Below are 12,546 nucleotides of genomic sequence, written 5' to 3'. Positions count from 1 at the left end.
GATGGACGCAGGCCCCGGGGCCGCGCCTCAGGCGTCGGCCAGGGCCTGGTTCAGCGCGCTTTCCAGGCGCTGCTTGTAGCGCAGGTAATGGATGCTCTGCAGCGCCGGCTCCGCGGCCACCGCCGACAGGTCGAGGTCGGTGATGTAGCAGGGGTAGCGCTCCTGCCCGCGGCGCTGGGCGAGGATGTGCCGGGCCACGGCCTGGAACAGCCCGGCGCCGTACTCCAGTTCGGAGAATTCGCGGTGGTTGCAGTACAGGGTGATGCGCGACCGCTGCCCGGCCCCCGGCTCGACGATCGCCTGGACGTTGTAGTAGGGCCGCTCCTGTGCGCTCGGCGGTACGCTGCGGCGCTCCACCCGGCGAGCCCGTCCGCGGCCGGCCGGTAGCAATTCGTAATAAAGAATTTCCTGCACCGGCTGCGCCTCGCCCAGCGGCAGCTGCGCGCTGCGCCGGTAGAGCATGGCCTGGAGAAAGCGCTGCAGCGGCACCAGCAGGGTCTGCTCGTCGTCGCAGGCCTGGCGGCCGTGCCACAGGGAATTGCGTTCATCCAGCAGGTAGAGCGCGGCCTGGCCCTCGTCCAGGCGGTAGACCACCTGCAGGCAGCCGGGGCGGCCGAGCGGCAGCACCAGTGCCAGGTCCTCGCCTTCCAGGGCGTGGCGGTCCAGGTGCAGCGGGCTGTAGGCGCCCTGGCGCTCGCCCAGGTGTTCGAGCAGGGCCGGCAGGTCGGCCAGGCTCTGGTGGCTGACCTGGCCCGGCTGCAGGCGCAGCAGGTGGTACTGCTGGCGGATCTGCAGCAGGTAGCGGCCGCCGTTGCCGCTGGCCAGCTGGGTGTAGGCGTCCTGGAACAGTTCCTCGACGCGCTGGGCGATGGCCGCCGCGCGGTTGCGGCAGAAGCAGCGCACCAGCAGGCGCGGCGGCGCGGCGTCGGCGGGCAGGGCGTTGAGGAAGTCGCGCAGGCAGTCGAGCAGCGCGCCGGGGCCGGTGTAGCGGCTGACCAGCAGTTCGTTCCAGCTGTTCAGGGTGACCTGGTCGAGGGTCAGCACCAGGTTGTCGCGCATCCCGGAATAGCCCAGCGCGTCGGTGCGCCCGCTGGTCATGTGCAGGTTGGCCTGGCTGTGCTGGCGCAGCGGGTCGAGGCCGACGTTCACCAGGATCAGCACGCTGGCGGGGGCGCTGGGGCGCAGCAGGGCGCTTTCGGCCACTTCCTCCAGGGGCATGGGCATGGCCTGTTGCAGGCCGAGCAGCAGGTTGCCCAGCTCGTGCTCGCTCAGGTCGCTGTCGCCGGGCTGCAGCGACAGCCGGGTGCCGCCGTCGATCACGCCGTTGCGGTGGCTCCAGGCCAGCAGCTCGACCAGCTCGCGGGCGCGCTTGAGCGGCGCGTAGTCGGCCAGCTCGGCGCCGGTCAGGTTGCCCGGGAACAGCGCCCAGGAACCGCCCTCGGCGGCGTTGCCGGCGGGCAGGCGGGCGAGGGTGAGGAGGTCTTCGCCCAGGTCCGGGGCGATGCCCGGGTTGATGTGCTCGACCTTGCCGGCCTTGCGCTCGAAGGCGGCGTACAGGCGCCGGCCGAGCACGCCCAGGTCGCGCGGGTCGATGCCGCTGGCGGCCTGCTGCTGGCGGGCGAAGCGCGACAGGAAGCGGTAGCTGAAGGTCAGTTCGTTGACCAGGGCACGGCGCTCCAGGGTGACCTGGCGCACCTTCCACTGGCTGCGCGCGTCGAGCAGGCCGAGCACCCGCTCGTCCCAGCCCCAGGCGCCGGCCAGGCGCTCCATCAGCAGGCGCTGCCAGCTCTTGCGGCCCTGCTGCGGGCGGCGGCTGAGCTTCTTGCCGACCTTCAGGTACAGGCAGCGGCGCACCAGCTCCAGGCGCTCCTGCTCGCCGCGGGCGGCCAGGTATTCCTCCAGGCGCCGGTAGAGCAGGATGTACGGGTCCAGGTCGTCCAGCGCCAGGCGCCCGGCGTACACCTCGGCCTTGAAGCGCAGGGCCAGGCAGGCGACCTGCGGGTGCTCGCTGGCGTAGACCTCGCTGAGCAGCAGCTTGAGCACCGCCTTGTAGGGCGAGGAGATGCCCTTGAACAGCTGCCACATGCCCGAGCCGACGAACTCGCCGGGCGGGATGTGCGCCAGGTGGCCGAGGTCGAGGACCTCCTCGTGGCGGATGAAGCGCTTGCTCAGCAACTGCTCGACGTAGTCGCGGTAGCGGCCTTCCTCGTACACCGGCACCAGCCACCACAGCGGTGTGCGGCCGCCGAGCCAGATGGCGGTGCGGTAGAACTCGTCGAGCAGCAGGTAGTGCTGGCTGGTGCCGCAGTCGTCGGAGGTCAGCCGGGCGTTGCGCGCGCCGCTGACGAAGCCGCGCGGGTCGATGAGGAAGCAGTGCACCTCGGCGCCCTGGCTGGCGGCCCAGCGCTCCAGCAGCTCGCACTTGCGCTGCAGCTCGGCCACCGCGCCGGGCGCGAGCCCGGGGGCGTGGCAGACCCACAGGTCGAGGTCGCTCCGCTCCTCCTGGGCCACCGTGCCCAGGCTGCCCATCAGGAACAGCCCGTGGATCGGCAGGTCGGCCTCGCCGCGGCGCGGCTTGTAGGCGAACGAGCGGGTCAGGCGCTGGGCCTCGGCCAGCAACTCGTCGTCGGGGACGAAGCCGCACAGCCCCGCCGGGGTGGCGCCGGAGACGTAGCCGGGCAGCAGCGGATGGTTGACGTCCAGCAGCAGCGGCAACAGGCGCAGCACCAGCTGCTGGCGGCTCGACAGCGCGGCCATGGCGCGCTCCAGGCGCCCCTGGTTGACCGCCAGGAAGCGCTTGCGCAGGCGCGCCAGGACCTTGCGGTCGATGCCGTCGTCGATGTCCGGACGAATCTCGTGGGTGAAGGTCATGGCCTGCCGCGGTCAGCTGTCGGGCGGGCATGGCTGAATGCCATTACCCTGTGCTCTGCACTGTATATCGACCGCGGCGGGGCTGTCCTTAAGGGATTGGGGGAGGGCCGCCGATGGATGGCGGCCGCACGGCTCAGGCAGGCTTGAGGATGCCCAGCAGCACCTGGGCGTGTTCGGCGGCGTCCAGCCCCAGGCTGGTCAGGTAGCCGCCGTCGGGCTGGTCTATCAGGCCCTTGGCGTGCAGCCGCCCGGCCGCGGCGACGGCCGTCGGGCCCGCATCATGGTGGATCTTCAGGCCCGCCTGGGTGTTCTCGAGATCGAACAGGGCAAGCAATTCCAGTTCCGCTACCAGCTCTTGGGTGAAGGCCATGGCGACTCCTCGGTGGCGATGTGGCCCCAGTTTAGCCACAGCCACCCCGCCGTCGGCAAGCTCATTCCTCGCCGGGCAGCTGCGGCAGATCGCGCAGGGCCTGCTCGTACCAGGCGCCGTCGAAGGCGCGGTCCTCGGCGAGCATCGCCTGGATCTCGTGGGCCAGCACCATGGCCATCATCTCCAGGGCCTCCTCGCGCTCGTAGCCGACCAGGGTCAGCTTGTTGAATACCGCGCGGGCCGCCGCCGGTTCGCCGCCTTCGATCTGGTTCTCGATGGCCTGGATCAGGGTTTGCGCCGCGAAGGATTCTTCGCTGTCGTCGATGTCGCTCATGCCGGGTGGCTCCGTGCGGGCTTGTGCAGCCGGGGGAAGTTGTCCAACCTGCGCTGACCTGGATGGCCGCAGAAGGACGCGGATGCGACATGATCACCTATTACACCCTCGACGGCGACCGTCTGCAGCGCCACGCCGGCGAGGTCGGCGCGGCCATGCCGCCGGGCACGCTGTGGATCGACCTGCTGCACCCCACCGAGGAGGAGGAGCGCGTGCTGGAGTCCTTCATCGAAGTGGACGTGCCGACCCGCGAGGAAATGGCCGAGATCGAGGACTCCTCGCGCTTCTACGAGAACAAGGGCGCGCTGTACATGACCACCTCGGTGGTCAGCGGCATCCGCGAGCACCGGCCGACCACCGCGGAGGTCACCTGCGTGCTCACCCCGCAGTGGCTGGTGACGGTGCGCTACGCCGACGTGCTGTCGTTCCGTACCTTCGAGACGCGGGTGCAGCGCAGCGGCTGCAAGGGCACCAGCGACCTGCTGTTCGTCAGCCTGATGGACGCGGTGGTCGACCGCATCGCCGACGTGCTGGAGTCGGTGCAGGGCCAGCTGGACACGCTGTCGCGGGATATCTTCACCGACCACGGCGAGCTGCCCCGCTCCCGCGTGCCCAAGACCGACCTGCAGCAGATCGTCAAGCACCTGGGGCGGATGAACTCGCTGCTGTCCAAGCTCAACGAGAGCCTGCTCAGCGTCAGCCGGCCGCTGGCCTACTTCCGCCAGAGCGGCAACGGCAACGCCTGGATCAGCGAGGAGGCGCGCCTGGGCATGAAGTCGGTGGAGCGCGACGTGCGCTCGCTGGGCGACTACCAGTCGAAGATGTCCGCGGAGATCACCTTCCTGCTCGACGCCACCCTGGGCCTGATCAACATCGAGCAGAACAGCATCATCAAGGTGTTCTCCATCGCCGCGGTGCTGTTCCTGCCGCCGACCCTGGTGGCCAGCGTGTACGGCATGAACTTCCAGCACATGCCGGAGCTGGCCTGGGCGGCCGGCTACCCCATGGCGCTGGTGGGCATGGTGGTCTCGGCGATCATCCCGTACCTCTGGTTCAAGTACCGCGGCTGGCTGTAGCACCGGCGGGGCGCGCCTGGCGTTGACGTCGATCAAGAACGCCGTGCGCGGCGGCTAGCACAGTGGAGGGATTACCCGCCCGTCTCACAGGAGGAGACCATGCCGCAGCCCGACACCAAGACCCCGCCCGTCCTCGCCGCCCTGGAGGCTCCGACGCCGACCCGCGGCGGCGAGGAAATCCGCGCCCAGAGCCATGGCCCCGTCGCCCTCACCGTGGCCATGGCGCCGCGCGGCAGCAACGAGGATTCCGGCTCCGCCGGCCTGCCCTCGGCCTACCCCTACCGCAAGCGCCTGCAGCGCAAGGAGTACGAGGCGCTCAAGGCGCAGTTGCAGGTGGAGCTGCTGAAGGTGCAGAGCTGGGTGAAGGAGACCGGGCAGCGCATCGTGGTGCTCTTCGAGGGCCGTGACGCCGCCGGCAAGGGCGGCACCATCAAGCGCTTCATGGAGCACCTGAACCCGCGTGGCGCGCGGGTGGTCGCCCTGGAGAAGCCCAGTAACGCGGAAAGCGGCCAGTGGTACTTCCAGCGCTACATCCAGCACTTGCCCACCGCGGGGGAAATGGTCTTCCTCGACCGCTCCTGGTACAACCGCGCCGGCGTCGAGCGGGTGATGGGCTTCTGCACGCCGCGCCAGTACCTGGAGTTCATGCAGCAGACGCCGGAACTGGAGCGCATGCTGGTGCGCAACGGTATCCATCTGTTCAAGTACTGGTTCTCGGTCAGCCGCGAGGAACAGCTGCGGCGCTTCGTGTCGCGCCGCGACGACCCGCTCAAGCACTGGAAGCTGTCGCCGATCGACATCCAGTCGCTGGACCGCTGGGACGACTACACCCAGGCCAAGGAGGCGATGTTCTTCCACACCGACACCGCCGACGCGCCCTGGGTGGTGGTCAAGTCCGACGACAAGAAGCGCGCGCGGCTGAACTGCCTGCGCCACTTCCTGCACACGCTGGACTACCCCGGCAAGGACCTGGCCATCGCCCACGCCCCCGACCCGCTGCTGGTGGGGCGCGCGGCCCAGCTGGACCGCGACGAGCTGGCGCGCCCGCATGTCGCGCCGTCGGCGGTGCCGGCGGTCGAGGCCGGCGAGCCCGCACCGGCGGCCTGAGGGGCTGCCGGGCAAGCGCTCGCCTCACTGGGCCTGGCTGAGCCGCATGAGCTGGTCGGTCAGCTCGCGGGCGTGGCGCTCGACGATGATCGGCGCCCAGGGCCGGCCGGAGGTGCTGACCAGGGCGTTGCTCTTGCTGTTCATGTCGCCCAGGGCCGTGCCCAGGTAGTTCCAGCGTGTGTGCAGCTTCTTCTCGGCATCCCCGGGCGGCAGGCGGCCGATGTCCTTGTCGATCAGCGGCAGCAGCACGCTCTCGTCCTGGCCGAGGTAGCTCTGCGGCGCCTCGCGGGCGATTTCCAGGCCGCCCAGGTAGGCGCGGCCGAGGTATTGCACGGCGAGGTACTCCACCCGTGCCGGCAGTTGCCACAGCGGCAGCTCGCCGGGCTTGGCCGGCGGCGGTACGAAGCGCTCGACCTGGCCGAGGAAGTCGCGCAGCGCGCGGCTGAGGTCCTTGGAGTAGGTCCAGGGCAGGTCCTCTTCCCTGGGCCCGTAGGTGGTGCCGGCGCGGACCTGGCCCAGCAGTTCCTGGTAGGCCTTGCGCAGGCCGTCGTCGGCCTTGGTGTAGCCCTTGACCGCGGCATCCAGGGCGGCCAGGTCGGCCTTCAGCTGGTTGGCGTGGACTTCCTGGAAGCCTTCGCCGCGCAGCAGCATCAGGCTGCCCAGGGCCCGGCAGGCGTTGACCTGCATGCTCTGCAGCTGCAGCTCGTCGCTGGGCAGGTTGGCCCGGGCGGGCAGGGTGAACAAAGCGAACAGACACAGGAACAGGTACTGCAGGAGATGCTTGCGGTTCATGGCGGGAATTTCCCTGTTGTTCTTGTTGGCCGCCTGGCCACGCCGGCGATGGGCGTGGCGGGTTCGCGGATTGCGCCGGCCGTGCCTGGCCGGCCGGCGCCCTGCGCGGGGGCGCCGAACCGGGGCGCGCTCCCCCGGCGCCCCGCCCCGTGATCCGGGGCTTGCAACAGGCTAGCGGCTAGGCGGGCCGGTGCAACCATCCGAAAGAGTGATTTGCCAACGCCGTCATGCCGGATCGCCGGCGGCCAGGCGCAGGCCGTGGGCGTCGAGGATCTCGATGCCGGCATAGCTCAGGCGCAGCACGCCGCGGGCCTCCAGCTCCTTGAGCAGGTGGTTGGTGGTCTGCCGCGACAGCCCGAGCATGGCCGCCAGCTGTTCCTGGGGCAGGTGCAGCTCGCGCTGGCTGGCCTGGGCCTCGCCGTAGCTGGCGGCCAGCATCAGCAGGCGCCGCGCCAGGCGTTGCGCGGCCGGCAGCAGGGCCTGCTCCTCCAGCACGGTGAAGGCCAGGCGCAGCTTGTGGCTCATCAGCAGGGCGAAGTCGCGCCAGTACTGCGGCTTCTCGGCCAGCAGCGCCTGCAGTGCCGGCAGCGGCACCTGCAGCAGGGTGGTGGGGCCTTCGGCGTAGGCGTCGTGGGTGCGCGGCTGGCCGTCGAACAGGCAGATCTCGCCGAACCAGTTGGGCGCTTCCACCAGCGCCAGCAGCGCCTCCTTGCCGCTGGCGCCCACCGCGCCGACGCGCATACGGCCTTCGACCACGCAGTACAGCCCGCAGGGGGCGTCGCCGCGGGCGAACAGGCGCTGCCCGGCGGGCAGGCGGCGGACGATGGCGGCCTGGCCGAGGGCTTCGCGCAGTTCGGCGGGCAGGCCGTGGAACCAACGGCCGGAGGCGATGCGTTGCAGGCAGTCGGCGGTGTCGGGCATGGGCTTTGTCGGCTAGTTGACAGAGTGGTACGGCAGTCCAAGCCATGATGCCAGTACCTTGCCCGCGAACGACAGAACAATGAAAACACTCGTCGACCACCTGGCGCAGTACGCGGCCTACCACCGCGACCGGCGCAACATCCTCAGCCACTTCATCGGCATCCCGATGATCGTCCTGTCCATCGCCGTGCTGCTGTCGCGCCCGGGCCTGGAGGTCGGCGGCCTGCTGCTGGCCCCGGCGACCCTGCTGGCGCTGGCCTCCCTGGTGTTCTACCTGCGCCTGGACCTGCGCTTCGGCGTGCTCATGGGCGTGCTCCTGGCGCTGTCGCTGTGGGCCGGCGCGGTGCTGGCCGCGGGTAGCACCGCCAGCTGGCTGGCCTGGGGCATCGGCCTGTTCGTGGTGGGCTGGGTGATCCAGTTCGTCGGCCACTGGTACGAGGGACGCAAGCCGGCCTTCGTCGACGACCTGGTGGGGCTGATCGTCGGCCCGCTGTTCGTCGCCGCCGAGGCGGCCTTCCTGCTCGGCCTGCGCGACGAGGTGCGCAGCGCCGTCGAGGAACGCGCCGGGCCGACCTGCATCCGCGAGCGCAAGGCCGCGGCCTGAGGCCCTAGCCCGTGCCGGTGAGCCGGCGCAGGATGTCCGCGCTGCGCGCATCGGCGGGGAAGAAGGTCTCCAGCGCCAGTTCCGAGAGAGTCACGTCAACCGGCGTGCCGAACACCGTGATGGTGCCTATCAGGCTGAGCACGCCCAGTTCGGTGCGCAGCTCCACCGGTATCAGCACCATGTCGCCGCTGGCCTGTTCCTCGTGGGGCGGCGCCGGGTAGCCCGCCAGTTCGTCGCGCAGGATTTGCAGCTGCGGGTCGCCGCTGGCTTCGATGTCCCGCTGCAGGCGCGCCATCACGTGGGCCTTCCACGGTCCCAGGTTGAGGATGTTCGGCGCCAGGCCCCGCGGGTGCAGGCTCATGCGCAGCACGTTGCAGGGCGCGGCGAGCAGGTCGGGGGCCACGCCGATGAGGAAGACGCCCACCGCGTGGTTGGAGGCCAGCAGGTTCCAGTGGCGGTCCACCACCATCGCCGGGTTAGGCTCGTGGGCCTTGAGCAACTGGTCGATGGCCTGGCGCGCCACGGTCAGCGCCGGGTCGTCCAGTGCCCGCTCGGAATACACCGGCGCATAACCGGCGGCGCCGAGCAGGCGGTTGCGCTCGCGCAGCGGGATGTCCAGCTGCTCGGCCAGGTGCAGGAGCATCTCGCGGCTGGGCAGGGCGCGGCCGGTCTCGACGAAGCTCAGGTGGCGCGTGGAGATGTCCGCGTCGCAGGCCAGGTCGAGCTGGCTGAGGCGGCGGCGCTGGCGCCACTGGCGCAACAGGGCGCCGACGGGAAGGGTTTGGCTGTCCATGGCAACGAACGATAGACCTGCCGCCGGTGCACGGCCATTACCTGGCAGGTAATCGACGCTGTGCCCGCCGCGGCGGATTCTGCAGCCAGGCGCCGCGGACCGGCGGCGCTTCGTTCAGGAGGATTCGCCATGACTCTGCTGCAACCGTCCCCGCTGCTCCGCCGTTCCCTGCAACTCGACGCCCTCGCCAGCGGCGCCACCGGCCTGCTGCTGGCGCTGGCCGCCAACCCGCTGAGCGGGCTGTTCGGCCTGCCCGCCGCGCTGCTGATGGTGGCCGGCATCGTGCTGCTGCCCTTCGCCCTGGTGCTGGCCTGGATGGCCAACAGCGAACTGCTGTCGCGCACCGGCGTCTGGGCGGTGATCGCCGCCAACCTGCTGTGGGTGCTGGAAAGCCTGTTCCTGCTGCTCAGCGGCTGGGTGCAGCCGAGCGTACCGGGCTGCGCCTTCGTCATCGGCCAGGCACTGGCGGTCGGGGTGCTCGCCGAACTGGAGTTCTTCGGCCTGCGCCGCTCCGCCGTGCCCCATGGCCTGTGATGGGCGAAGGGCGGCCCCGCGGGGCCGCCCGCCGCTTCAGGCCAGCGCCTCGCGGACGAAGTCCAGGCGGTCCTGGCCGAAGAACATCTCGTCGCCGACGAACATGGTCGGCGCGCCGAACATGCCGCGCTTGATGGCCGCCTCGGTGTTGGCCTTGAGCGCGTCCTTCACTTCCTGCTCGGCGCTCAGCGCCAGCAGCGCCTGCGGGTCGAAGCCGGCCTCGGCCAGCAGCGGGCCCAGCACCGCCGCATCGCCCAGGTTCAGGGCGTCCACCCACATGCCCTTGAACACGCAGGCCAGCAGCGCCTCGAAGCGTTCCGGCTGGCGCAGTTGCACGCCGGTGGCGGCGCGCATCAGCAGCAGGGTGTTGATCGGGAAGTGCGGGTTCATCTTAAGCGGCACGCCGTAGCGGCGGGCGAAGCGCTGCATGTCGATGAGGGTGTAGCGGCCCTTGGCCGGCACGGCGATGGGCGAGGCATTGCCGGTGGCCTGGAACACGCCGCCCAGCAGCACCGGGCGGTAGACCAGTTCGGCGCCGGCCTCGGCGCAGATGCCCGGCAGTTGGGTGTAGGCCAGGTAGGAGGTGGGGCTGCCGAAGTCGAAGTAGAACTCGACGCTCTTGCTCATGGGGTGATCTCTCTTGTCGTGGTAGTCGGGATTCACCAGCGCTCGATCCAGGGGCGCAGATCCAGTTCGAAGGTCCAGGCGTCGCGCGGCTGGCTGTGCAGGTACCAGTAGTTGTCGGCGATGTGCTCGGGATCGAGGATGCCGTCCTGGTCCTTCAGCGCGTACTTCTGCGGGAAGTTGTCGCGGATGAAGTCGGTGTCGATGGCGCCGTCCACCACCACGTGGGCCACGTGCAGGCCCATCGGGCCGAGTTCGCGGGCCATGCTCTGGGCCAACGCGCGGATGCCGTGCTTGGCCCCGGCGAAGGCGGCGAACCCGGCGGCGCCGCGCAGCCCGGCGGTGGCGCCGGTGAACAGCAGGGTGCCGCGCTTGCGCGCGACCATGCGCCGGGCCACCGCCTGGCCGGTGAGGAAGCCGGAGAAGCAGGCCATTTCCCAGATCTTGAAGTACTTGCGCGCGGTCTCGTCGAGGATGCTGCAGGGCACGTTGGCGCCGATGTTGAAGACGAAGGCCTCGATGGGGCCGATGTCGCGCTCGATGGTTTCCATCAGTTCCGCCACCTGCTCTTCCTTGCGCGCGTCCGAGGCGAAGCCGTGGGCCTCGCCGCCTTCGGCGCGGATGGCGTCGACCAGCGGCTGCAGCTTGTCGGCCGAACGCCGGGTGACGCAGGCGACGTAGCCCTCGCGGGCGAAGCGGCGGGCGATGGCGCCGCCGGTGGCGTCGCCGGCGCCGATGACCAGCACCACTTTCTTGTCGTTGGGGGAGGCAGCGCTCATGGTCTGTTTCCTCTTTTCGTTATAGGTAAACGATCGTTTGGTAAACGAACGTTATGTTATGCTTCCGACAGCCGTCAAGCCGTTTTCGGAGCCCACGCCATGCGTTACTCAGCCAGCCACAAGGAAGAAACCCGCCAGCGCCTGCTGGAGAGCAGCGGCGCCATCGCCAAGCGCGAGGGCTTCGCCAGCGTCGGCGTGGACGCGCTGATGAAGGCGGTGGGGCTGAGCGGCGGCGCCTTCTACAACCACTTCCCGTCCAAGGATGCGCTGTTCGCCGCCATCGTCGAACGCGAACTGACGCGCAGCGCCGAACGCCTGGGCAAGGCCGGCGACAGCCAGGGCCGCGAGCGCCTGGAGCGCTGCCTGCAGCGCTACCTGACGCTGGCCCACGTGCAGAACGTCGATGGCGGTTGCGCCATCCCCGCCCTGGGCGCGGAGATCGCCCGCGCCGACGGGCAACTGCGCGGCACGGTGGAGGCGGCGATGCTCGGGCTGCAGCAGGCCTGGGCGGAGGAGCTGGGGAGTGCGGAGGATGCCTGGGCGATGCTCAGCCAGTGCGTGGGCGCGCTGGTGCTGGCGCGGATGACGGCCAGTGAGGAGACGCAGCGGGCGATCATCGAGTCGAGTAAAGCGTTCCTGCTGCGGCGGTTGGAGGATGGGGTTTCTTCGTAGGAGCGAGCAAGCTCGCTCCTACGAAAAGCCCCGGGCCTTGGAGGCCGCATCAAGCAACCTCCCGAAGAAGCAGCGGCTCAGATGTTCGCCACCTGCTGGTAGGCCTTGGGCTTGAAGTACAGCGTCTCGCCGCGGGCCAGGCCCACCAGGCTGTCGTGGTCCTTGACCACTTCGGCCTCGATCAGCTCGTCCTGGCCGTCCACCTTCAGCGTCACCCGGGTGATGGCGCCCAGCGGGCGGATGTCGCGGACTTCGGCGGCGCGGTGGGCTTCCACCGCCTGGCGCGACAGCGACACTTCGTGCGGGCGGAACAGCACGTGCTCGTCGTTGCCCAGGTGCAGGCGGTTGGAGTCGCCGAGGAAGTGGTAGACGAAGTCGCTGGCCGGGTTCTCGTAGACCTCGCCGGGCGAGCCGATCTGCTCGATCACGCCCTTGTTCATCACCACGATGCGGTCGGCCACTTCCATGGCCTCTTCCTGGTCGTGGGTGACGAACACGGAGGTGAGGTTGATCTCCTCGTGCAGGCGCGCCAGCCAGCGGCGCAGCTCCTTGCGCACCTTGGCGTCGAGGGCGCCGAAGGGTTCGTCCAGCAGCAGGATCTTCGGTTCCACCGCCAGCGCGCGGGCCAGGGCGATACGCTGGCGCTGGCCGCCGGAAAGCTGTTCCGGGTAGCGGTCGGCGAGCCAGTCCAGCTGCACCATGTTCAGCAGCTCGTGGACCTTCTCGGCGATGCGCGCCTCGCTGGGGCGTTCCTTCTTCGACTTCATGCGCAGGCCGAAGGCGACGTTGTCGAACACCGTCATGTGGCGGAACAGCGCGTAGTGCTGGAACACGAAGCCGACGTTGCGGTCGCGCACGTCGTGCTGCGAGACGTCCTCGCCGTGGAACACGATGTTGCCGGCGTCCGGGGTCTCCAGGCCGGCGATGATCCGCAGCAGGGTGGTCTTGCCGCAGCCGGAGGGACCGAGCAGGGCCACCAGCTCGCCGCTGTGGATGTCCAGGTTGATGTCATTGAGCGCCTTGAAGGCGTTGAAGTTCTTGCTGACGTTACGGATTTCGATACTCATGG

General features: G+C 69.8%; 14 protein-coding genes. 5 read left to right on the top strand and 9 right to left on the bottom strand.

Annotation, left to right across the window (positions count from 1 at the left end):
• Positions 1 to 27: 27 nt before the first annotated feature.
• From DK254_RS05070 to DK254_RS05060, 3 genes are all read right to left on the bottom strand, one after another.
• Positions 28 to 2,871, bottom strand: a complete 2,844-nt coding sequence (locus DK254_RS05070; RefSeq protein ID WP_109932717.1) for a class I adenylate cyclase — start codon at positions 2,869 to 2,871, stop codon at positions 28 to 30.
• A gap of 133 nt (positions 2,872 to 3,004) precedes the next feature.
• A complete protein-coding gene (locus DK254_RS05065; protein WP_109932715.1) occupies positions 3,005 to 3,241 on the bottom strand; it encodes a TIGR02647 family protein in 237 nt (78 codons plus the stop codon).
• Positions 3,242 to 3,302: 61 nt separating this feature from the next.
• Positions 3,303 to 3,575: a hypothetical protein gene (locus DK254_RS05060; protein ID WP_109932713.1), complete on the bottom strand. Its 273-nt coding sequence runs from the start codon at positions 3,573 to 3,575 to the stop codon at positions 3,303 to 3,305.
• 89 nt (positions 3,576 to 3,664) lie between these two features.
• Here DK254_RS05060 and DK254_RS05055 point away from each other — a divergent pair, with 89 nt between their 5' ends.
• The gene (locus DK254_RS05055; RefSeq protein WP_109932711.1) at positions 3,665 to 4,651 is read left to right on the top strand and encodes a magnesium transporter CorA family protein; all 987 of its coding nucleotides are present in this window, start codon (positions 3,665 to 3,667) and stop codon (positions 4,649 to 4,651) included.
• Between the two features lie 219 nt (positions 4,652 to 4,870).
• Positions 4,871 to 5,758, top strand: coding sequence for a polyphosphate kinase 2 (ppk2, locus tag DK254_RS05050; RefSeq protein ID WP_256595812.1), 888 nt, complete (start codon positions 4,871 to 4,873; stop codon positions 5,756 to 5,758).
• A 24-nt stretch (positions 5,759 to 5,782) separates the two neighbouring features.
• Here the strand turns inward: ppk2 and DK254_RS05045 are convergent, their stop codons facing one another.
• Both DK254_RS05045 and DK254_RS05040 read right to left on the bottom strand, forming a co-directional pair.
• Complete coding sequence (locus DK254_RS05045; RefSeq protein ID WP_109932708.1) at positions 5,783 to 6,550, bottom strand: hypothetical protein; 768 nt, start codon at positions 6,548 to 6,550, stop codon at positions 5,783 to 5,785.
• Positions 6,551 to 6,775: 225 nt separating this feature from the next.
• Complete coding sequence (locus tag DK254_RS05040; protein WP_109932706.1) at positions 6,776 to 7,471, bottom strand: Crp/Fnr family transcriptional regulator; 696 nt, start codon at positions 7,469 to 7,471, stop codon at positions 6,776 to 6,778.
• 79 nt (positions 7,472 to 7,550) lie between these two features.
• Here DK254_RS05040 and DK254_RS05035 point away from each other — a divergent pair, with 79 nt between their 5' ends.
• A complete protein-coding gene (locus tag DK254_RS05035) occupies positions 7,551 to 8,075 on the top strand; it encodes a DUF962 domain-containing protein (RefSeq protein WP_109932704.1) in 525 nt (174 codons plus the stop codon).
• 4 nt (positions 8,076 to 8,079) lie between these two features.
• Here DK254_RS05035 and DK254_RS05030 read toward each other — a convergent pair whose 3' ends face one another.
• A complete protein-coding gene (locus DK254_RS05030) occupies positions 8,080 to 8,868 on the bottom strand; it encodes a helix-turn-helix domain-containing protein (RefSeq protein WP_109932702.1) in 789 nt (262 codons plus the stop codon).
• 129 nt (positions 8,869 to 8,997) lie between these two features.
• On the opposite strand from DK254_RS05030, the gene DK254_RS05025 reads away from it, so the two are divergent.
• A complete protein-coding gene (locus DK254_RS05025; protein ID WP_109932700.1) occupies positions 8,998 to 9,402 on the top strand; it encodes a hypothetical protein in 405 nt (134 codons plus the stop codon).
• A gap of 36 nt (positions 9,403 to 9,438) precedes the next feature.
• Here DK254_RS05025 and DK254_RS05020 read toward each other — a convergent pair whose 3' ends face one another.
• Entirely contained in the window at positions 9,439 to 10,029 is a 591-nt protein-coding gene (locus tag DK254_RS05020; protein WP_109932698.1) for a 2-hydroxychromene-2-carboxylate isomerase, read from the bottom strand.
• 32 nt (positions 10,030 to 10,061) lie between these two features.
• On the bottom strand, positions 10,062 to 10,805 hold the full coding sequence (locus DK254_RS05015; protein WP_109932696.1) for an SDR family oxidoreductase: 744 nt from the start codon (positions 10,803 to 10,805) through the stop codon (positions 10,062 to 10,064).
• Positions 10,806 to 10,904: 99 nt separating this feature from the next.
• On the opposite strand from DK254_RS05015, the gene DK254_RS05010 reads away from it, so the two are divergent.
• Positions 10,905 to 11,477, top strand: coding sequence for a TetR/AcrR family transcriptional regulator (locus DK254_RS05010; RefSeq protein WP_109932694.1), 573 nt, complete (start codon positions 10,905 to 10,907; stop codon positions 11,475 to 11,477).
• Between the two features lie 77 nt (positions 11,478 to 11,554).
• Here the strand turns inward: DK254_RS05010 and DK254_RS05005 are convergent, their stop codons facing one another.
• Positions 11,555 to 12,544: a sulfate/molybdate ABC transporter ATP-binding protein gene (locus DK254_RS05005; RefSeq protein WP_089390825.1), complete on the bottom strand. Its 990-nt coding sequence runs from the start codon at positions 12,542 to 12,544 to the stop codon at positions 11,555 to 11,557.
• Positions 12,545 to 12,546 lie beyond the last annotated feature (2 nt).

This window comes from Pseudomonas sp. RW407, assembly GCF_003176655.1.
Lineage (GTDB): Bacteria > Pseudomonadota > Gammaproteobacteria > Pseudomonadales > Pseudomonadaceae > Pseudomonas > Pseudomonas delhiensis.
This window is presented reverse-complemented; position numbering and strand designations above follow the sequence as displayed.

Coding starts and splice junctions, on each gene's coding strand:
- DK254_RS05070 (WP_109932717.1), bottom strand. CDS start 2,871: ATGACCTTCACCCACGAGATTCGTCCGGACATCGACGACGGCATCGAC.
- DK254_RS05065 (WP_109932715.1), bottom strand. CDS start 3,241: ATGGCCTTCACCCAAGAGCTGGTAGCGGAACTGGAATTGCTTGCCCTG.
- DK254_RS05060 (WP_109932713.1), bottom strand. CDS start 3,575: ATGAGCGACATCGACGACAGCGAAGAATCCTTCGCGGCGCAAACCCTG.
- DK254_RS05055 (WP_109932711.1), top strand. CDS start 3,665: ATGATCACCTATTACACCCTCGACGGCGACCGTCTGCAGCGCCACGCC.
- ppk2 (WP_256595812.1), top strand. CDS start 4,871: ATGGCGCCGCGCGGCAGCAACGAGGATTCCGGCTCCGCCGGCCTGCCC.
- DK254_RS05045 (WP_109932708.1), bottom strand. CDS start 6,550: ATGAACCGCAAGCATCTCCTGCAGTACCTGTTCCTGTGTCTGTTCGCT.
- DK254_RS05040 (WP_109932706.1), bottom strand. CDS start 7,471: ATGCCCGACACCGCCGACTGCCTGCAACGCATCGCCTCCGGCCGTTGG.
- DK254_RS05035 (WP_109932704.1), top strand. CDS start 7,551: ATGAAAACACTCGTCGACCACCTGGCGCAGTACGCGGCCTACCACCGC.
- DK254_RS05030 (WP_109932702.1), bottom strand. CDS start 8,868: ATGGACAGCCAAACCCTTCCCGTCGGCGCCCTGTTGCGCCAGTGGCGC.
- DK254_RS05025 (WP_109932700.1), top strand. CDS start 8,998: ATGACTCTGCTGCAACCGTCCCCGCTGCTCCGCCGTTCCCTGCAACTC.
- DK254_RS05020 (WP_109932698.1), bottom strand. CDS start 10,029: ATGAGCAAGAGCGTCGAGTTCTACTTCGACTTCGGCAGCCCCACCTCC.
- DK254_RS05015 (WP_109932696.1), bottom strand. CDS start 10,805: ATGAGCGCTGCCTCCCCCAACGACAAGAAAGTGGTGCTGGTCATCGGC.
- DK254_RS05010 (WP_109932694.1), top strand. CDS start 10,905: ATGCGTTACTCAGCCAGCCACAAGGAAGAAACCCGCCAGCGCCTGCTG.
- DK254_RS05005 (WP_089390825.1), bottom strand. CDS start 12,544: ATGAGTATCGAAATCCGTAACGTCAGCAAGAACTTCAACGCCTTCAAG.